The 21,568-nt window shown below is 43.5% G+C and carries 15 protein-coding genes; 8 read left to right on the plus strand and 7 right to left on the minus strand.

Annotated features, from left to right (window positions below):
• Window positions 1–70: 70 nt before the first annotated feature.
• From bamA to ABYU67_RS03120, 5 genes are all read left to right on the plus strand, one after another.
• Complete coding sequence (gene bamA, locus ABYU67_RS03100) at window positions 71–2,497, plus strand: outer membrane protein assembly factor BamA (RefSeq protein WP_372843555.1); 2,427 nt, start codon at window positions 71–73, stop codon at window positions 2,495–2,497.
• Between the two features lie 150 nt (window positions 2,498–2,647).
• Window positions 2,648–3,664 (plus strand): UDP-3-O-(3-hydroxymyristoyl)glucosamine N-acyltransferase, encoded by a 1,017-nt coding sequence (gene lpxD / locus ABYU67_RS03105; protein WP_372843556.1) that lies wholly within the window; start codon window positions 2,648–2,650, stop codon window positions 3,662–3,664.
• Between the two features lie 262 nt (window positions 3,665–3,926).
• Complete coding sequence (gene fabZ / locus ABYU67_RS03110; protein WP_372843557.1) at window positions 3,927–4,436, plus strand: 3-hydroxyacyl-ACP dehydratase FabZ; 510 nt, start codon at window positions 3,927–3,929, stop codon at window positions 4,434–4,436.
• Window positions 4,437–4,605: 169 nt separating this feature from the next.
• Window positions 4,606–5,385, plus strand: a complete 780-nt coding sequence (gene lpxA, locus ABYU67_RS03115) for an acyl-ACP--UDP-N-acetylglucosamine O-acyltransferase (protein WP_372843558.1) — start codon at window positions 4,606–4,608, stop codon at window positions 5,383–5,385.
• A 308-nt stretch (window positions 5,386–5,693) separates the two neighbouring features.
• Window positions 5,694–7,046, plus strand: coding sequence for a sodium-dependent transporter (locus ABYU67_RS03120; protein ID WP_372843559.1), 1,353 nt, complete (start codon window positions 5,694–5,696; stop codon window positions 7,044–7,046).
• A gap of 129 nt (window positions 7,047–7,175) precedes the next feature.
• On the opposite strand, the gene tgt is transcribed toward ABYU67_RS03120, so the two are convergent.
• Window positions 7,176–8,327 (minus strand): tRNA guanosine(34) transglycosylase Tgt, encoded by a 1,152-nt coding sequence (gene tgt / locus ABYU67_RS03125; protein ID WP_372843560.1) that lies wholly within the window; start codon window positions 8,325–8,327, stop codon window positions 7,176–7,178.
• A 272-nt stretch (window positions 8,328–8,599) separates the two neighbouring features.
• The gene (gene asd / locus ABYU67_RS03130; RefSeq protein WP_372843561.1) at window positions 8,600–9,733 is read right to left on the minus strand and encodes an aspartate-semialdehyde dehydrogenase; all 1,134 of its coding nucleotides are present in this window, start codon (window positions 9,731–9,733) and stop codon (window positions 8,600–8,602) included.
• Window positions 9,734–10,347: 614 nt separating this feature from the next.
• On the opposite strand from asd, the gene ABYU67_RS03135 reads away from it, so the two are divergent.
• Window positions 10,348–11,490, plus strand: a complete 1,143-nt coding sequence (locus ABYU67_RS03135) for an endonuclease/exonuclease/phosphatase family protein (RefSeq protein ID WP_372843562.1) — start codon at window positions 10,348–10,350, stop codon at window positions 11,488–11,490.
• Window positions 11,491–11,946: 456 nt separating this feature from the next.
• On the opposite strand, the gene ABYU67_RS03140 is transcribed toward ABYU67_RS03135, so the two are convergent.
• Window positions 11,947–13,341, minus strand: a complete 1,395-nt coding sequence (locus tag ABYU67_RS03140) for a peptidylprolyl isomerase (RefSeq protein ID WP_372843563.1) — start codon at window positions 13,339–13,341, stop codon at window positions 11,947–11,949.
• 192 nt (window positions 13,342–13,533) lie between these two features.
• Window positions 13,534–16,533 carry an LPS-assembly protein LptD gene (locus ABYU67_RS03145; protein WP_372843564.1) on the minus strand — a complete coding sequence of 1,000 codons (3,000 nt, stop codon included), beginning with the start codon at window positions 16,531–16,533 and terminating at the stop codon, window positions 13,534–13,536.
• A gap of 325 nt (window positions 16,534–16,858) precedes the next feature.
• Here ABYU67_RS03145 and ABYU67_RS03150 point away from each other — a divergent pair, with 325 nt between their 5' ends.
• Both ABYU67_RS03150 and murU read left to right on the plus strand, forming a co-directional pair.
• Entirely contained in the window at window positions 16,859–17,989 is a 1,131-nt protein-coding gene (locus tag ABYU67_RS03150; protein WP_372843565.1) for an aminoglycoside phosphotransferase family protein, read from the plus strand.
• Between the two features lie 69 nt (window positions 17,990–18,058).
• Window positions 18,059–18,787, plus strand: coding sequence for an N-acetylmuramate alpha-1-phosphate uridylyltransferase MurU (gene murU, locus ABYU67_RS03155; RefSeq protein WP_372843566.1), 729 nt, complete (start codon window positions 18,059–18,061; stop codon window positions 18,785–18,787).
• A gap of 103 nt (window positions 18,788–18,890) precedes the next feature.
• Here murU and ABYU67_RS03160 read toward each other — a convergent pair whose 3' ends face one another.
• The 3 genes from ABYU67_RS03160 to ABYU67_RS03170 are packed head-to-tail and all read right to left on the minus strand — an operon-like array spanning window position 18,891 to window position 21,568.
• Complete coding sequence (locus ABYU67_RS03160) at window positions 18,891–19,007, minus strand: hypothetical protein (protein WP_020443792.1); 117 nt, start codon at window positions 19,005–19,007, stop codon at window positions 18,891–18,893.
• Window positions 19,008–19,058: 51 nt separating this feature from the next.
• Window positions 19,059–20,075, minus strand: a complete 1,017-nt coding sequence (gene cydB / locus ABYU67_RS03165; protein WP_372843567.1) for a cytochrome d ubiquinol oxidase subunit II — start codon at window positions 20,073–20,075, stop codon at window positions 19,059–19,061.
• Window positions 20,075–21,568 (minus strand): cytochrome ubiquinol oxidase subunit I, encoded by a 1,494-nt coding sequence (locus ABYU67_RS03170; protein WP_372843568.1) that lies wholly within the window; start codon window positions 21,566–21,568, stop codon window positions 20,075–20,077. The genes cydB and ABYU67_RS03170 overlap by 1 nt, the downstream gene beginning before the upstream one ends.

The following is a 21,568-nucleotide window of genomic DNA, read 5'->3' on the forward strand; positions in this document are numbered from 1 at the left end:
GCAGCAGAGTCTGGGCAAGAAGTGCTTTTCAACTTAACTTAAGCAAGTTTTTTATTGACGGATAGTGTTTATGCGTACGCCTTTATTTATGAGCGCGGCTGGGTTGCCGTTAGTTGTAGCAATGATGAGTATGCCGGTTCACGCTGCAGAATTTGTGGTCACTGATATTGGCTTTAATGGTCTACAACGCCTAACACCTGATAGTTTATATCCAGTACTGCCGATTACGGTGGGCGATACGGTCAATGATGCCAATTTGGCTGCCAGTATCAAGGCGCTATATGCGACTGAAAACTTTGCTGATATTCAAAGCCGTATTGAAGGTGGCAAGCTACGCTTTGATGTTGTTGAACGTCCGACAATTGCTGAAGTGAATTTTGATGGCAATAAGCTCATTCCAAAAGAAGGACTTGAGCAAGGTCTGAGTAATGCAGGCTTGTCTGTTGGTGATGTGCTCAAGCAAGCAACCCTACAAGGCGTTGCCAACGAGCTACAACAGCAATATATCAGCCAAGGTTACTACAACAGTAATATTGAAGTTGATCAAACGCTACTAGATGGTAACCGCGTCAAACTTGACGTGCGCTTTATTGAAGGTAAGCCTGCCAAAGTCGTCGATATCAATATCATTGGTAATAAACACTTTAGCGATAAAGAAATTAAAGAAGTTTTTGCCGTAAAAGAAAGCTCTTGGACGCGTTTGCTATCTAAATCTGATCGCTATGCGAAAGAGAAGCTGGCGGCAAGTTTAGAAAATCTAAAAGCCCTTTACCTAAATGATGGTTACGTGCGTTTTTCAGTAGACAATGCCGTGCTCAATATCAGCGAAGATAAGAACAATGTGTTTATCGAAGTCAGTCTTAGCGAGGGCGAGCAATATCAATTTGGCGAAATCAATTTCTTAGGTAAGCCAACTTTTGAAACCAGTGAGCTAAAAGAGCTGGTGACTTTTAATGCTAAAGACAAGTATTCACAAGCCAAGCTTGATGCCACGACAGCCGCGCTTAAGAGTCGTTATGGTAATGAAGGGTATTATTTAGCGCAAATCAGACCCGTACCGCGTATCAATGACGAGACCAAAGTCGTCGATATTGATTACTATATTGATCCTGCACGTCCTATCTATGTGCGCCGTATCAACTTTACCGGTAATTTAAAGACCCAAGATGAAGTATTACGTCGCGAAATGCGTCAGTTAGAAGGGTCGCTGGCATCTAGTGATAAGATTCAGCTGTCACGTACGCGTCTGATGCGTACAGGGTTTTTCAAAAACGTTAGCGTCGATGTTAAGCCGGTGCCAAACCAGCCTGATCAAGTCGATGTAAATTATACGGTTGAAGAGCAGCCATCTGGTAGCTCAACCATTGCTGCTGGTTATTCACAAAGTGGCGGTGTTACTTTCCAGTTAGATTTGACCCAAAATAACTTTATGGGTACTGGTGACCGTGTTAAAGCTTCTTTATCGCGCTCAGAAACCCGTGATTCTTATAGCTTGGGCTATACGGATCCGTATTTTACAGAAAATGGTGTCTCACAAGGTATCAGTGCCTACTATCGTGAAACCAAGTACGATGATCGCAACGTTAGTAATTATGTTACGGATGCGTATGGTGCGACGCTGAACTATAGCTATCCAGTTGATGAAACCAAACGCGTGAGTGCAGGCTTAAACGTCGATAACACTACAGTACGTGGCGGTAGCCGTTTAGGTATATCAAGCGTTCAGCAGATTCTTGACGATGGTGGTGAAACGACACCTTTTGATAATGATCGTACTGGCTTTAAAAATGATTATCAAAGTTATAACCTGCTATTTGGTTGGGATTACAGCACATTAGATCGCCCCGTTTTCCCAAATAAAGGCATGAGCCATACAGTCGATGCGACCATTGGTATGGGTGATGCTGGCTATCAGAAGTTGGTCTATCGTGGCAATATCTATCAACCTATCTATAAAGACTGGGTTGCTCGCGGCTATACCAAGCTTGGTTATGGTAATAATTTACCATTTTATGAAAACTTCTATGCCGGTGGCTATGGTTCAGTACGTGGTTATGAAGCATCAACACTAGGGCCTAAATCACAAAGTTATGCTGATGCAATTGATAAAGAGACACGTTATGCTCAAGACGAAGAGGTTGGTGGTAATGCGCTAGTCAGCTTTGGTACTGAATTGATTTTGCCGATGCCATTTAAAGGCGATTGGGCAGATCAAGTACGTCCGGTACTATTTGCTGAAGGTGGTCAGGTGTTTGATACCACGGATAAAGAAGATCGTGACTTTATCAACCCTAAAACAGGTGCTCCTTATGAAAATAAAGATGGTAGTCCTGTAAAATTACTGACCCAAGATAATAAATTGCGCTTTAGTGCTGGTTTAGGTGTCACTTGGTATACGCCCATTGGTCCAATCTCTCTAAGCTATGCCGTACCTATCGGTGATAAAGAAGGTGATGAGACTGAAAAGGTCCAGTTCCAAATTGGTAATACTTTCTAAGTAGCCACTCATTGCCTATTACTATATAAAGGGTTTTATAGTTGTTATTTAGCCCTTTAGGTAATTGAAGCGTTTGTTAGATTCAGCCGGTCGTCAAGATGATATCTCAACTTGGCGACCCTCTTATTCATACCCATACTAATACTGACTATGATAACGATTGAGCAACTTATCTCCCAGATTGAGCAGCGTCAGCCTGTCCTTAATAAAGCTGAGCTAAACGCTAAGCAGTACCTTCTAAGCTTAGAGGGTATCGGTAATTTAACGACGGCTAATAGCCGGCAGTTAAGTTTTTTGAGCAACGCTCATTATCTTACAAGTTTGGCAAACACTCAGGCTGGCGCTGTACTCATCACCGCGGATCATCGCCATGAAGTCCCAGATGGTACGGTAGCTTTAATCGTTGCTGTCCCTTATCTGGCTTATGCCAGCGCAAGCCAGCTTTTCGCTCGTCAGCGCCTAGTAAGTGGCATTCATCCGACGGCTGTCATCGCCGACAGTGCAGTGATCGGCAATCAGGTAGCTATCGGCCCTTTTTGTGTCATCGGTGAGCAGGTACAGATTGGCGATCGTTGCGTGCTTGAAGCTCAGGTGACTGTTGAAGACGGTACTGTCGTCGGCACCGATGGCGTCATCAAACCACAAGTGGTAATAGGGCACGACTGCATCATTGGCAGTCATGTCCGATTGCATGCTGGCGTGAGTATCGGCTCAGAAGGTTTTGGTTTTGCACCCACCAGCAATCCTAGTATGACAGGCTGGGAGCGTATTGCACAGTTAGGGCGTGTAGTGATAGGCGATCATGTACGTGTTGGCAGTCAAACCTGTATTGATCGCGGTGCCATCGATGATACGGTGATCGGGAATCATGTTATTATTGACAATCTCGTACAAGTGGCACACAACGTCCGTATCGGTGATGGTACCGCTATCGCGGCTCACACAGGTATTGCAGGTAGTACTACTATTGGCAAACGCTGTATTATTGGCGGCGCCGTTGGGATTACAGGTCACATTGTCATCGTAGATGATGTTACCTTATCTGGGATGACCATGGTCACTAAGTCCATTACCACCGCTGGATCGTATTCGTCTGGAACAGCTGCTATGCCAACCGCTAACTGGCGGCGTGCTGCTGTTCGTTTTCGCAAGCTTGGGCGTGACTAACACTTAAAGCCTTATAGTAGAATCACTTTTAAAATCGATAACTGTGACTGGGATGGATTTTTCGTAGCCTTTGTAGGCATAGCAAGTAAGAAGAATTTATCCCATTCGCGCATAGCAGCTATACATAGCTATAACGCATTACTTTTATTTTGAACAGATCATAGAATTAAAGAAGATTTATATTTAGACAATTTATCCTCCTAAAAAATTAGCAAAGACTTACTTTCAAGCAAGACTTAAAATACAGCAAGGAAGCACGACTATGAGCATTAGCAATATTGATACCCCAGCGGCAGAAGACATCAAAAGCTTGGCTGAACAAGGGTTAACATTGCCATTAACTTATCATACTTTAAAGCATTATTTGCCGCATCGTTATCCGTTTCTATTGGTAGATAAGATTGTTTCTTGTACACCAGGGGAATGCATCACGGGTATAAAAAATGTTACAATTAACGAAGAATTCTTTAATGGGCATTTCCCTGATGAGCCTATTATGCCAGGCGTACTAATGGTTGAATGCATGGCACAGGTATCAGGCGTTCTTGGTTTTATTAGTGCAGGGCTGACGGCAGAAGATGGCTATTTATACTTATTTGCAGGGGTTGATAAAGTGCGCTTTAAACGCCGCGTTATCCCAGGTGATCAGCTAATTATCCGCTCTAAAATTGTGATGCAAAAGCAGGGTATTTATAAGTTTGATTGTACTGTACATGTTGAAAATGAACTTGCGGTTAGTGCACAAATTATGATTGCCCGCCAAGAGCAATAAACGGCATTAGTTACTTTGAACAATGCATAAAATATTTACACCATGATGTTAATTTCTCTTCATTATCATCATTTTTTTAACAGAGACAGCTTTAGAGTCGTTACTACACTAAGCTGTCTGTATTTATCCTACTAATTTATCTGCATTCGATGATACAAAGGCCTCTATTATGAGTCAGATCCATCCAACAGCACTCATCTCACCGTCTGCTACGATTGATGAAACCGCGACCATCGGTCCTTATTGTATCGTAGGCGACGAGGTGACAATTGGCGCCCATACCGTTTTGCATCGCCATGTGGTGGTTACAAGGCTGACTCGTATCGGTGCGCACAATCAGTTTTATCAATTTGCCAGTATTGGTGAAGATCCTCAAGATTTAAAATATGCAGGTGAGCGCACTTGGCTTGAGATTGGCGATCATAATACCATTCGTGAAGCCTGTAGCTTACACCGTGGTACTGCGCAAGATGGTGGCTTGACTAAGATTGGTAGTCATAACTTGCTCATGGTCAATACCCATGTGGCTCACGATTGCTTGATCGGTGACCACAATGTGTTGGCTAATAATGTCGGCGTTGCTGGTCACGTTACCATTGGTAATCATATTATTGTTGGTGGTAACTCGGGCATTCACCAGTTTTGTACGATCGATGATTACAGTTTGGTTGGCGGCGCAACATTGATATTAAAAGATGTGGCGGCGTTTACTATGGTTTCAGGTAATCCTGCCAAGGCGCACGGACTCAATATTGAAGGCATGCGCCGTAAAGGCTGGTCCAAAGAAACCATTAATATATTGCGTCAAGCTTATAAAGTTATTTTTAGAACTGGATTAACCACGGTGCAAGCGCTTGAAGTATTAAAGCAAGAGTTATTACCAAAAGAGCCAAAAATTGAGTTTTTAATCGATTCGCTACAGAAAAGTCGCCGCGGTGTCGTGCGCTAAATGTCACTTTGATAGAGCAGAACTGCCCCTGAAGTTAGGGTTAATATTTATACCAGAGCTTATCAACATGAATCATAAATATAAAAAGCCATAACTATTAGTTATGGCTTTTTATATTTATGAATACTTGACTTTTTTGGTTGCTTAGCAGAAACTGAGCCTCTACAACAATGTAAACAATTCTTTCTTAATGTTGCTAGATGCGTCACATTGATGCGTAGAGTAAATAGTCAGACATTATGGATAGCTATTTATAATAATCAAGGATGATTATAAGCAATATTAATTGAAGCATGAGGAAGGAAAAAATGGCTAGTAATAAACAAGATCATGCGCAGTGGAGCTCAAGTTTCGGCTTCGTACTGGCAGCAGTAGGCTCGGCAGTCGGATTAGGAAACATTTGGAAGTTCCCTTATATGGTAGGTGAGAGTGGTGGTTCAGCTTTTGTTATTGCCTATTTGTTCTGTATTGCTTTGGTTGGTTTTCCTGTATTGGTTGCTGAGTGGCTAATTGGTCGCCGCGGTCAAAAGAACCCTATTAATACTTTTAAAGATGTTGCTGTAAGTGAAGGCAAGTCTAGTAGCTGGGGTATTGTGGGTGCTACCGGTATCTTAGGTGGGTTTTTAATTCTATCTTTTTATAGTGTCATTGGTGGCTGGGCGCTGAATTATATCACTAAAGTTGGCACAGGCAGTTTTGCCGGTCAAAACAGTGATTCTGTTGCGGCAACCTTTGATGGAATGCTAGCATCAGCAGGTACATTGACTATTTGGCATACTGTATTTATGATCATTACCGCGCTTATCGTCGGTATCGGTGTGACACGCGGTATTGAAAACGCTGCGAAAATCATGATGCCATTACTGGGTGTGATTTTATTTATCATCGTTGGCTACAACGTCGTAAATGGTGGTTTTGGCGAAGCAGTTAATTATTTATTTGCGCCTGATTTAAGTAAGCTGACAGTTGATGTGATGCTTGCTGCACTAGGTCACGCCTTCTTCACTCTATCTATTGGTATGGGCATTATGGTAGCGTATGGTTCATACTTAGGTCGTGAAGTGAACTTGCTAAAAACCGCTCGTACGGTTGTTATCCTAGATACGGTCATCGCTTTAGCCGCTGGCTTGGCAATTTTCCCAATCATCTTTAGTAATGGTCTTGATCCTGCATCAGGTCCTGGTCTGATTTTTGTCAGTCTACCGATAGCTTTTGGTGGCATGGCTGGTGGTACAATTATCGGTACTTTGTTCTTCTTATTGATTACTTTCGCTGCTGTGACATCATCGATATCATTGCTAGAGCCAAGTGTCGAGTTTTTAGAAGAGCGTACATCGATGAACCGTACGATGTCTACTATTGCTGCTAGTACTGTGATCTGGATATTGGGTATCGCAGCACTATTGTCGTTTAACCTATGGAGCGATTTCACAATTATGGGTAACGGCATCTTCGATGCGCTTGACAAATTGACCAGTAAGTTCTTATTGCCGTTAACTGGTCTTGCAGGCATTGTATTCTTTGCTTGGAAAATGGATCAACGTAGTATTCAGCAAGAACTTAATTTATCAAATGGCACTTGGCAGATTTGGCAAATCGTTACTAAGTTTGTAGCGCCAATTGCAGTTGTCGTAGTATTCGTAGCTGCTCTAGTAGGCTAATCATTTATTATTGATACTTAACTTGCTAAAGCTTAGCGAATAAAAAAGGGCTTAAGATATTTCTTAAGCCCTTTTTATGTTTTAACCAGTCTATTTTATACGGTCTTTATCGAATGGCTCTAAAAACGTTTAACGCAAATTCAGCTCTGGCACTGTTTGACCACGTTTACTATAGAACTCATGAACGAACTCATCAAAGCTATCTTGTTCAATGGCATCTCTGATACCTTGCATCAAACGTTGATAATAACGCAGGTTATGAATCGTTGCGAGCTGGGCGCCCAGCATCTCTTTACATTTATTCAGATGTGATAAATAAGCACGGCTAAAATTCTGACAGGTATAGCAGTCGCATTCAGGGTCTAATGGACCTTCATCAGTACGATATTGACTGTTGCGTATACGTACCACGCCTGCATTATCAGCGTCGCCTGCGACGAAGTAGTGACCATTACGCGCGTTACGGGTTGGCATCACGCAGTCGAACATATCGACACCGCGTCGTACCCCTTCAACGAGATCCTCAGGCTTACCAACGCCCATCAAATAGCGCGGCTTGTCGGCTGGCATATCATCTGCGATGTAATCTAGAACCTCTATCATCTCTTCTTTTGGCTCGCCAACAGACAAGCCACCAATGGCATAACCATCAAAGCCAATCTCAAGCAAACCTTCAAGTGACTGCTTGCGTAAATCAGCATACATACTACCTTGGATGATGCCAAATAATGCATTGGTACTGCCAAGTTTTTTATGCTCATCAACGCAGCGTTGTCCCCAACGTAATGATAGCTCTAAAGATTTTTTGGCTTCATCATGGGTCGCTGGATAAGGCGTACACTCATCGAACTGCATCACGATATCAGAGTTTAAGCTATATTGAATCTGCATCGATTTTTCTGGTGACAAGAATACTTTAGCGCCATCGATAGGCGATTTGAAAGTCACGCCTTCTTCGGTGATTTTACGCATCGCACCAAGGCTAAATACTTGAAATCCGCCTGAATCGGTAAGGATAGGTTTATCCCAATGCATGAATTTATGCAAGCCACCAAATTTATCAATGATATCGGTGCCAGGGCGGAGCCATAAATGAAAAGTATTACCAAGGATAATATCAGCGCCGATCGCTTCGATATCACGCGGTAACATGCCTTTAACGGTACCGTAAGTACCGACTGGCATAAAGGCAGGCGTCTGTACGTCGCCATGATTGAGATGAACTGTGCCACGACGTGCGCGCGTGATGCCGCTGGCCGTTTTATGTAAGACAAATTGCATAAGATAACCGCTATATGAGCTATGAAAATAGCGCTAATTATAGCATTGTTAGGCTTTTTTTGGTTATTGAAGTTTGCTCGGTAGACAGATGAAAAGATGTTCTCTCAGCTATCACTATAATCTACCATGGACGCTGCCATTGATGCGCCGCGATGTGTCGCAATACACTGCAATGTGACGCAATGAAATCATGATTGCTTATCAGCAAAAATCATTCATAAAAAAAGACAGCGATTGCTGTCTTTTTTATATCTAAATTCAGCATATAACGTTTAGCTATTTTGCTCACGGATGATATTTAGCATACGGCGTAATGGCTCAGCCGCGCCCCATAATAATTGGTCACCCACGGTAAATGCCCCTAGATACTCAGGCCCCATATTAAGCTTACGCAGGCGACCTAGTGCGACCGTTAAAGTGCCCGTCACTGCAACAGGGGTTAAGCGGTTCATGGCCGCTTCTTTATTGTCTTCGACCACATCTAGCCATTCATTACCGCTATTTTTTAGCGCTGCTTCAATCTCTTCTAATGGAATGTCTTTTTTAAGCTTAATGGTTAAGCCTTGGGCGTGACAGCGCATGGCACCAACGCGGACACACATACCATCGATAGCAATCTTATCTGCTTCAGAGTTGCCAAGGATTTTATTGGTTTCGACGCCACCTTTCCACTCTTCACGAGACTGCTTGTTTTCTAACTGCGCGTCAATATAAGGAATTAAGCTACCGGCTAATGGCACGCCAAAGTATTGCTTAGGGAAATCCTCTGAGCGCTGAGTCTGAGCGATTTTTTTATCAATCTCAAGAATGGCGCTGGCAGGATTGGCAAGCTCATCTTTGACGGCATCACGCAATACACCCATACCTTCGATAAGCTCGCGCATGTTGTTAGCGCCAGAGCCACTTGCCGCTTGATAAGTCATGGCGCTGACCCATTCAACCCAGCCTTTATTAAACAGCTCACCGATGGCCATTAGCATGAGTGATACGGTACAGTTACCACCGATAAAATCTTTTTTACCTTCAGCAAGTGCACTATCAATAACGGTGCGATTGACCGGATCAAGAATGATAATGCTGTCCTCTTCCATGCGTAAAGTGCTTGCCGCATCAATCCAGTAGCCAGTCCAACCGCTATCGCGCAGCGGCTGATGTACCTTTGAGGTGTAGTCGCCACCTTGGCAGGTAATAATCACATCACAAGCAGCAAGGGCTTCAATATCATGAGCATCTTTTAGTTGACTGGGCTTAATACCATCAAAACTTGGCGCATCACCGCCTGCATTACTGGTTGAAAAAAACACCGGTGTCATACCGTCAAAGTCTTTTTCTTCCATCATACGCTCTATCAATACTGACCCGACCATACCGCGCCAGCCTACCAAGCCTACTGTTAAATCACGCATCAAACTCAATCCTTTTTACAATAAATTGTTGCATCGCCAACCAATAACAATGCCGTGAATAGCCCCAAAAAGCAAGGTTTTTTGTTAGTTTTAAAGGGTTTCGTTGGCACTATTTATTATGTTGGCTATAACCTTGCGTTATGGTATTAGTCTTACCTTGTTAATAAGTGAGCAATCATGTTGACTGCTGATAAAATGAAAATCTCACTTATGGCTATAGTAAATTTAGCATTCAAACGATACAGCAAAAAATACGGATGTTACGCCACCATTGTCGGCATAGGCATGCCAAAAAAAATTACCAGTTGCGCGTTGCCACATAGCTATCTGTTCTAATTGAAAGCGACTATATAGGTATTGAAATAAGTATCGAAACAGGCATTATCATTGTAATGTTTTATAGTATCTATTAGGTAATTAGTGTCTGATAGTAGGCGTAGGGGTGCTGGAATGCTAAAGTAAACCATCATTATTAACGATCCTCTTAAGCTGTCTACTTGCTATATTTTTTATATGAATATTTTTGTATGTGCTCTATTGCGAGAGTTACCGTTCAGATATTACAGGCGCTAAATAACCATAACAATTAACACAATCAATGGTCGATACATATTATGGATTTCTCCTTTCTATATTACGGTGCGCAAGGATTGGCAGGGCTCATTGCGTTTGTCACTATTTGGGGATGGCTGCCACTTGATAATTGGTGGGTACGCGGTGTGGATTTTCCTCGTATTCAAATTATGATACTTGGCATTATTGCTTGGCTTGGTATGGTGATATTTGGACCTCAGTGGCAGTTAGAACAATGGCTGTTGTTTGCAGCATTAAGTATTACGTTATCCTTTCAGTTGAGGATGGTATTACCCTATACCATTTTATGGAAGAAAGAAGTACAAAATGCCAAAGACAAGCCGAATGTTGAGGAATATCAGTTAAAAATTATGGTGTCAAATGTACTGACGACCAATGATGATACCTATAAATTGGTTGAGCTCGTACAGCAGAAACAGCCTGATATTTTGATTACCTTAGAGAGTGATGAGAAATGGGAAAAAGCGCTTGGTCAAATTGAGTCTGATTACCCTTATACGGTCAAAGTACCTTTGGATAATCTATACGGTATGCATCTGTATTCTAAGCTTGAGCTGATAGACCCTGAAATTAAATATTTGATCATTGATGACATACCTTCTATTCATACTCAGCTACAATTACAAGGTGGGCGCGTCATTTGGCTGTATTGCTTGCATCCGATGCCACCGAGTCCCACAGAAGCTGATAAATCGACGACTCGCGATGCTGAATTATTGATGGTTGGTAAACATATTAAAGACAATAAGCAAACAGCCATATTGGCAGGTGATCTTAATGACGTTGCTTGGTCTCAGACCACACGTCGCTTTCAACGTATTTCAGGGCTACTAGATCCACGCATTGGACGCCATTTTATCAATACCTTTCATGTCGACTATCCGTTTTTACGTTGGGCATTGGATCATCTGTTCCATAGTGCTTGCTTTACGGTTATCGATATTGAGCGTTTACCCTCGATTGGCTCTGACCACTTTCCTGTGATGACCACATTGCAATATGAGCCAGAGGAAGAGAGCAATCAAGAAGGAAATGCGCCTAGCGCACAGGCTGCCGATTTTGAAGAGGCAGAAAATAAGATCGAAGCTGGCAAAGAAGAAGGTTGTAAGGTATCTAAAGAGCATGAAGAAGCTGAAGAAAATGGTGACGCAAAAGAAGCTTAGGGCGCAAAACGCTCTGTTGGTTAAGCAATGAAGACGTAAGCAAATGCTTACGCTAAATAAGGTCTTTAGCCTCTAGTCGCTACTAATCAATTGACTTAGAATACATCCATCAACACAAGGATACACAAGGATGTAGTGTTGAGACAGTATCAATAATAGGACAGGACAGCCCACTGTCTCATGGATTACTGTTTATGACTTAGGATGAGTCAACACGGAAGAGATAATAATAACGAGATGAAAAACCATAGCCCCGAACCAATCGCCCTAGGTTCGGGGCTTTTCTTTGTGCTTAAGTTATCGATTTATATATTTTTTCTCGTCGTTTTTATGCTTGAGCGTTTATGTACCTGCTATCATTTTCACATAAATAAAAATCAAAAAGCATAAAAAAGGGTATATGCATCAACATATACCCTTTTAAGCACGTTTCAATCGCTATTGTCCGCTTAACGATTAACCCAGTACTTGAATGTAAGCGCCGGCACGTAGCTCTTGCAGCCAATCTTCTTTTGCCTGCGGTGCTAAGCGTTGGTATAGCGCTTGACGCGCCATCGTGCGGCGATACTCATCGCTGACATCTTGCTGGCGTTTACCCTCAATCTTAAGGATATGCCAACCAAATTGCGTTTTAAATGGGGCAGAATAGTCACCGACCGCGGTATTTTTCATCATCGCTTCAAACGGCGCAATCATTTGATCCTCACCAACCCAATCTAGATCGCCACCGCGCCCTGCTGAACCAGGATCGTCTGAATAGGTTGACGCTAGACTGTCAAAAGTCGCACCGTTACGTAACTGATTATAGAGATCATTGATTTTTTGCTCGGCAAGGGCATCGGTTTGTAGCTCATCGACTTTAACCAAGATATGACGGGTATGCCACTGAGGTACAAGCATGGTATCGCTGGCTTTTTTATTGGCAAGCTTGATAATATCAATGCCTTCAGGTGTAACTAAAGGCGCACTCACAGCGCCAACTTCAAGCTTGGTAATTTCACTGGATAGCTCAGTTGGGAGGGCAGCGGCTTTATGAAAGCCCATATCGCCACCTTGTAATGGAATAGGATAACTGCCTTGACTGGCTGCTATCGCTTCAGCCACATCGACATTTGGTACAAGCAGGCGTGTACGTAGGTTTTGTGCTACTTTCAAGGCTTCATTACGCTGTGCATCTGATAGGCGACTATAGTCATCCATATATGGCACACGAACATGGACAGTCTGATACTCACTTTGATTCAAACGTTTGGCTTCAGGGGATGCCAAAAATGCATCAATATCTTGCTCACTGATACGAACACGATTGGTGATCTGACGTTGTTGTAAAGCCTGAATCGCGGCATCTTCAATCAGCTGCGCGCGCAAGTTCGCATAGCTGCCCGATTGAGCTGAGTCTAGGCGCTGCTGCAAAGCGGCGATGCTGCTGAGACCTTCCGCTTTTGCTATTTGTTCTAAGCGCTTATTGATAGCCGCTTCATCAGGAGTTAATCCAACACGTTTAATCAATGACAGCTGTAACTCACGCAAAATAAGCGCATTTAATACTTCTGACTGTAATTGTGCTGAATTGGCAATAGGTTCGCCTGCCGCTTTTGCACGTGCCTGTGTCTGAGCAATAGCCGCGATAAGATCGCTTTTTAAAATCGCGTTTTCATTCACTAATGCGATGATACCATCTGTACTATTGGCAGGCGTTAAACGCGCCACGCTGTCTTTCTGGGCTGTCGCTTGCGCTTTTGCAGCGTTCACCGTTGCTGCTTGGGCGTTAACGCTCATACCGACAGCAGCGATTAAGCCCATAGATAGAAATACAGCTTTGCTCGTCGGGCGTAAAGAAAAAAATCTCATGATGCTCCTCATCAATGTCATTGCATCGGATGATAATCGGTTAAAGCCACTTGCGACACTTTTAGCATCAAATAATGTTAACACTAAAAACATCAACACATAAGCAGTGGCTAGGGTTGTTTATAATAGACTGTAAACCAGTTTATACCATACATAATAGGCGATAAATTATGCTTATGTCTTATTGTAAGCTTAGTCTTTCCACGCGCTTTGCACAGGCTCAAAGCCCAATATCTTATCAGAAAGCAGGCGTGTTAGACGGCTACTACCGCTGCCAAGACCGCTCAATCTTACTTCTGCCATAATCGCTTGTGTGGGCTTGTCAGCGATATTTAGGTCATTATAATAACGACGCCCATAAACCGCAAAACCAAAACAACAGTCCTCGTAATCGATCCCAATCAGTGAATCGAGTACTTGATTGCGGTTATAGTCGTATTGACCCTGAGCCAATACACGCCAGTTATTATTAATGGGGAAAACCGCTGACGCTGTCAATGCTGACAGTGGTAGCTGGTTGGTATTTTCATCACGTTGACGTTTAACAAAGCCCACATTAAACAAGCTATTATCAGAGGGCTGATAACGTAACTCAGTGGTAATATAATTTAGATCATAGCTATTGGTTAGCGCGCCACTCACATCGATCCAGACATTATTATACGGCTGCGTACTGGTATCCCAAACCAGTCCTGACGAGGACGAGGTAAAAACGGGTTTTGTATTGTCAAGCGTAACACGCCCATCATCAATATAGAACTGCTCTGCAATGCTACCATCAAAACGTGTCACGCCCGTTGCATCGATGTAACGATAGTTGACGCCTGGGGTAAACGCATGTAAATCTTGCAAACGGTCATGACCTAAAAACCAGCTGTCTGAAAATAGCTGCTCATAATTGATAGACGCAATACGAGTATTAAAGTTTGGAATATCGTTTTGGTCTTTGTAAGGTGAGTAAGTATATTTTAAGCGTGGGCTAAGCAGGCGATAGCCACCCAATGTGTCATCGAATGCGCCGAACGGGGAGCCGGCTTGATAAAAATTCAACCCAGCGTCAATGCTGGCTTGGGGGACAAAGACCGACTGACTGCCATCATCTTTATCCAATGAGTTGTCGACCAAGCTGTCTTCATCATAAGTGGTAAACAGATGTTGTAAGCTAAGCTTTGGCTTGATATACCCCCATGAGTTCTCCATAGGATAAGAGGCACTGAGTTTATTATAAAAACGTGTGCCACTTTTTTCATTTTCAGAACCATCATCGATTGATTTTTTGAAATAAGCGGAGTCACTGACGCCAGTGATATCAAAATGCTTTGCCCAAGGCAGGCGGTAATCAAGTTTAAGCTGCGGGAGGCGTGAGTAAGGCTTGTCTTTATCTTGCAACATCTGCCCATTATTATTCAGCGCATCAAGTGTCTGAAAGGTTTCTACTTTTAGCTCACCGTCGACATAGTCATTATAATAATTCAGTTGCGCTCGGCGCGGCAGGTTCAAGGTATTGTCTGATAAACCAAGCGTATCAAAGTCATTAAGGTAGTCAGCATCAGACACGTAGCTGTATTTGGCCTCACCACTTAGACGCGGGATGCTAGTAGATGACCAGTAATGATCATAAAACAAACTGCGGCGATCTTCGCCATTGTATTCTTTATCATTAGGCAAGTAGGAACCATTAAAGATACCCTCGCCATAGTTCTCCGTTAAATAGCGAAACTCGCCAGATAGCATCGGATTACGAGTGGTATAAATATGTGTGCTTAGCGTGGCATCGTAGTTGGGTGCTAGGTTAAAGTAGTAAGGGACATCGACTTCAAGCCCATTTTCACTGCTAATGCTTGCGTTAGGCAACAAAAACCCACTACCGCGTCTGTTGTCTATCGGAAAGTTAAAATAAGGCAGGTAGAACACGGGCACATCAGCAATACGGAAGGTCGTATTGTAGGCTTCACCGCGTCCTGTATCAGTATCTAAATCGATGCTTTTGGCATCAAATTGCCATTTGCGATTGGTAGGAGGACAGGTGCTATACATGACCTCATCCAATTCATATTGGCTCTCATTCGGTCGGTTCAAGCGCTTGGCATAACCGTGTGATTGCAGATCAACACTGGCAAAAGCCACATTGGTAGCGGTAGATTGCCCCGTTTCTGTATTGTAATTTAAATTATCAGCGACCCCAATAAGACCCCCTTGTGTCGCTTTATCAGTAAGGCTGGCTTTACCGTTCTGCTGAGCGCGATCTTGCACTCCCGTGACAGAGACATTGCCCGTAGCTTGGTCAGTAAACATCACTTTACCTTGCGCCGCTGCTACCCCGTTGCTTAAGTCTAATACGATTTTTTCGGCCTCAATATGCTGAGTACCTTGGTCAATGATGACGTTACCTGATAGCTCGGCATAATCGATATTATCGTAATAGCCATAATCTGACTCTGCAAATAGCGGCGCTTGATTATTGGGCAGCCTATTTAAATTGGGTGCTGGTTGCCCGCTACTAGCGCTTGCTTCATCAACAGCCCGTTGGTAGTTAGGGTTCTTCTTAGGATAAACCCACTGACCTTCACAGCGCGCCGCGCTATCGACAGTGTGTGGCAGCAAGCGCAGATTACTGCCTACGGTTGGAATGTTGGTCGTTACAGGCGTTAGACTGTTTAAAGTATTGCTTTTTTCATCGTTTACGCGAGTGTCGGTATTGTTCTTCTTATCTGGTGTCAGCTCATAAAATTCTGCTAAGCGTTTGAGGCTCTCTTGAATGCTCTCGTCATTGGTATCAATTCGGCGACTACCAGCTTTTGATGAGCTGCTGGTATTTACGGGCGCAATGCGACTCTCTTGGTTGTTATTTGTACGCTCATTAATCTCAGTAATATTACTGCTATTTATAGCCACGTCATTACCTAGCGTAGCATCACTGGCTAAAGTGGATTTCTGATAGTCTGTTGACTGCCCATAGTCGCCTTGGTCGCTTTGATAGCGGATATCTTGATTGGTTTCATTATAAAAACCTGTCTCAATATTGGCATCAGCTGCTACGGTATCGTCATACTGGTTTGAGCTATCAGTCACCAGTGGCTCAGGCATCATCGAGTCAGTCTGATTGATAGCGGCACTCACGCTTAGGCTTGATAAGCCTAGCGCGCCAAATAAAATCAACCGGATGCTTTGGTAAAGCGGAGAATATAACAAGGGCACACCTATGATTTGTAGAGCCTATTGGATTGCAATAATCGTCTATCAAGCCTGTTTTCGACAGCGGCAGCGTTTAATAAACGAATAATAAATAATATAATCTTAAAAATTGAGACGTTTTACATATAATGACGACTAATCATAGTCAAAAAAAACCAAATCAGCTACACTATTTATCAAATTATCAAAGTTTATTAGATAGCCATGCTGTTTTTAAGACAGCAGTGACTGTGCAATAAGCGCTCACTATTTTAGCAAGTATTTGTCCTACTTATCACTCATTTAGTCATTTACGACTTATATTTAACCTGCGATGCTTTTTATGACCGACAACACGATTACCGATAGACACATATCAGAACCTGCGATACCTGCCATGAATACGCGCCAGCAGCATTTAGAGTCTTGGTTGCAGCAAGTTTTCGAGCAGCAATCCTTTACCCTTGAGAGCTTGCCGGGTGATGCCAGCGCTCGTCGTTATCACCGTATTCAGCTGACAACTGACAACACAGATGAGATGGCAAAAAATGCGCGTTATATTGTCATGGATTCGGCTGACGAGCAAGACGCGATGCAGCAGTTTATCACTGTGGCAAATCTTATGTCGCAAGCCATCAATGTGCCCACACTGATCGAACAAGACGTGACAAAAGGCTTTTTGGTTTTGCAAGATTTTGGTGCAGTAGAGTTTGCTCATTTACTGATTGAAGCGACACCAGCACAAGTAAATGACCACTATCAATCAGCGATGCAGACCCTCGTTGCGCTACAACAGATAGCGGTGGAGACCGCCAAGTCTCAGTATCAGCTGCCTGATTATGATGCGGCCATGCTGAACCGTGAAATGGACTTATTTAGCGACTGGTTTATCCCGCATATCGGCGTGACACTTGAGACATCATTATGGGGAAACCTAAAACTGGCTTTGATAGAAGAGATCTTATTACAGCCGCAGGTCATTGTGCATCGTGATTATCATAGTCGCAATTTGATGCAAGATCAGGCAGACAATACGCGCTTAGGGGTGATTGACTTCCAAGATGCGGTGATTGGTGCCCATAGTTATGACTTGGTATCATTATTGCGTGATGCCTATGTCGAATGGTCAGAGCCGCAAATAACGCAGTGGATTCACGACTTTTGGCAGTTACAAAAGGATGCAGGACTGGCAACAGCAGACAGTGCTGAGCAACTTGAGAGTCAGGTCAATATCATAGGCGTACAGCGACATCTAAAAGTGCTGGGTATTTTTATCAGACTTTATGAGCGTGATGGGAAAAGTCGTTATTTAGCGGATATTCCTAAAGTCATGCGCGACTTACTGTTTGAGTTAGAATGGTTAAGTATGCATGGCAATCCCCAGCTACAGCAAGCTATAGTACCGTTTAATGAATGGGTCAGAGAGGAGGTATTACCTGCTTATCAAGCCAAATTTGTGCAACAATACATCTAATGCCCATGTCATCAACGCCATTGATAAACAGTCGTCTTCTATAAATTTCGCCAAGAATAAGGATTACTTATGTCAGTAATAACGCAAGCCATGATTTTGGCCGCAGGTAAGGGCACGCGCCTGCGTCCATTGACGTTAGAGACGCCAAAGCCACTAGTGGAAGTAGGCGGGCAGCCGCTTATTGTTTGGCATATCAAAGCACTACAAGCTGCTGGCATTACTGATATTACAATTAATGCTTCTTGGCTGGCTGATAAGTTGATGGACACGCTTGGCGATGGCGCTCAGTTTGGCGTACAGTTGCATTGGTCGCTTGAAGCAGATGAGCCGTTAGAGACAGCAGGCGGTATTTTTAAAGCCCTACAGACGGGGAAGTTAAGAGACGAGCCCTTTATCTTAGTCAACTCTGATGTATGGACGACGTTTAATTTTAGTCGATTAGCCTCGTATGAGCTCAGCGCAGACCAGCGCGCCCATTTATTATTGATTGATAATCCTGAGCATAATGATGGTGGCGACTTTGCCATTAATAACGGCTTAGCAAGCGAGCAGCCTATTGGTGACGCCGATAAGTATACCTTTGCTGGTATCAGTGTGGTGTCGCCGCGCTTATTTGATGGCTTGGTATCAGGTCAATCTGCCGCCCTTGGACCACTACTTAGACAAGTGATGATGAAATTTCAAGTGACGGCTGAGATCATGCCGGATAATTGGATAGATGTTGGTACGCCTGAGCGCCTAGAGCAGGTAAATACCTTTATAGAAAATAAAGGTGTCAGCGAACATTGCGGTGCTTAATTTATAACATCCAGTAGTAATAGGTCATAAAAAACCGCAGCGCTAATCATTGATTAGCGCTGCGGTTTTTTATGAGTAGCTAAATGGGGAAATTACTTATACGTTATACGCCCATTGCCAGTTTAATCAGCTGGGCGATGGTGAAAATCGTCAGAAAACCTGCGATATATAAACCAATAAACCATGCCCATTGCGATTGTTTTTTACTAAGATTTTTCATGATATGCTCCTAAACCGTATTCTCCTGAAAACTTAGAATATAGAGTGCCGCCTAATACATGTGCTCGTGATCTGTTTTACCTTTAAACGTATAATAGGCAAATGCGGTATAGCTCAAAATAATCGGTAACATAATACCAGCCCCAATCAGCATAAAGGATAACGAGGTATCCGCTGCTGCCGCCTCATAGATGGTCATTTGATACGGTACGATGTAAGGGAAAATCGCAAAACATACGCCGATATAACCCATCAAAAACAGCGCAACGGTCAACAAGAATGGACGATATTCACGCTCTGAAGTCAAATCCTTACGCATAAGGAAAAATAGGGCTATGACAATCACCGGCATCGGTGCTAGGTACAATAACCCTGGGAAGCTAAACCAGCCTTCTAGTGCATCAATGTCTGAGAAATACATAAAGACGGTAACGACAATCATGGCTACCACCAATGCTGATAGCATCCAGCCAGAAACTTTTCGCGCCCAGACTTGTAGCTTATGCTCAGTCTTAATGATGAGCCATGTCGAGCCAAGCAGTGCGTAACCGATAATCAAGGCGATACCGCATATCACAGAAAACGGCGTGAACCAATCGAATGGACCGCCGGTATATAAGCGGTTACTTGCCTCAAGTCCTTGGACTAAAGCGCCAAGCATAATCCCTTGGAAGAAGGTTGCAATCACAGAGCCGATAAAGAAAAAAGTATCCCATACATAGCGATGTGAGGTTGCTTTAAAACGGAACTCAAATGCTACGCCGCGCATAATCAAACCGAACAGCATAAAGGTGACCGGCAGATAAAGCCCTGTCATAATAATGCCATAGGCGACTGGGAAGGCGGCAAATAAACCACCACCGCCCAATACTAACCATGTCTCATTACCATCCCAAAAAGGGGCGATAGAGTTCATCATGCGGCTACGGTTTTTGTCCGAGCCTGCAAAGGGGAATAAAATACCACAGCCCAAATCAAAGCCATCAAGTAATACATAGACAAAAACGGCTAGGGCTATTAAGCCGCCCCAAATGAGGGGTAAATCTAATACGTCACCAAAGTTAAACATTAGCGTAACCCTCCATCTTCGACGTCATCGGCAGGCTGATCCAAATCTTCTACTTTGTCACTGGCATTGTTATCGCCGCTTAATGTGCGACCTTGACCTTCAGTGATAGAGTGCTCATAGAAGTTATCATCAGCAGGGTCTTCATACGGCTGTGGACCTTTTGCAATCAAGCGTAAAATATAAAAGCTGCCTGCACCAAATACAAAGACATATAGCACGATAAAGCCAATCAGCGTCGTTGCTACTTGCTGGGCAGCAACCGGAGACATGCTCTCTGCTGTCCGTATCACGCCATATACTGTCCATGGTTGACGACCCGTTTCTGTGACGAACCAACCAGCTAATAGGGCAATAAAGCCCATCGGCGTCATCATCATCCATAAGCGGTGAAACCAGATACTATCAGAATTAAACTGCTGTTTTTTAAAGTATTTATATAGACTAAATAATCCTACCAATACCATCAGCATACCAATGGCAACCATGATACGAAACGCCCAAAAGACAACGGGAACAAAAGGTCGATCTTCTGGCGCCCAATTTTTAAGCCCTTTAACTTCTTTATCAAAGGAGTGGGTCAAGATCAAACCGGACACATAAGGTATTTTAACTTCATAGTGATTCTTTTCTGCTTGCTGATCGGGAATACCGAATAATATCAGCGGCGCACCGCGCTCATTTTCCCAAAGCCCTTCCATAGCCGCGACTTTGACAGGCTGATGCTCTAGTGTGTTAAGCCCGTGCATATCGCCAATCAGCACTTGTGCTGGGGCCACAAAAATAGCCATCACCATTGCCATACCGAGCATGACACGACCATGTTTTCGATGTTCGACATGTTTTTTAGATTGCAGATAATACGCACCGATGCCACCGATAACAAAGGCCGTCGTCAAGAAAGCGGCGGTCATCATATGGGCGTAGCGATAGGGGAATGAGGGATTAAAAATGATTTCTAACCAATTGGTAGGATACAGCAGGCCATCGGCGCCAACCATAAAACCTTGTGGCGTCTGCATAAAGCTATTGGCAGCCAAAATCCAGAACCCTGATATCAGTGTACCAATGGCAACAATTGCTGTTGAAGCAAGGTGCATGCGTTTACTAACGCGGCCCCAGCCAAAGAGCATAATCCCTAAGAATGATGCTTCTAAGAAAAAAGCGGTCAAGACCTCATAAGCGAGTAATGGACCCAGCACGTTACCTGCTTTATCCGAAAACACCGCCCAGTTGGTGCCAAATTGGTAGGACATCACCACGCCCGATACCACGCCCATACCAAACACCACAGCAAATATTTTTACCCAGTGTTTATAGACTTCGGCATAAATAGGCTCACCGGTCTTTAACCAACGAAACTCTAAAACCGTCAGCCAACTGGCAAGTCCGATAGAAAAAGCTGGAAACACAATGTGCCATGAAATAACAAAAGCGAACTGGATACGCGCAAGCATCAGCGCATCAAGCTGGTCAATCATAAATGTAGCGAACAT

Source organism: Psychrobacter sp. (genome assembly GCF_041554015.1).
Lineage (GTDB): Bacteria > Pseudomonadota > Gammaproteobacteria > Pseudomonadales > Moraxellaceae > Psychrobacter.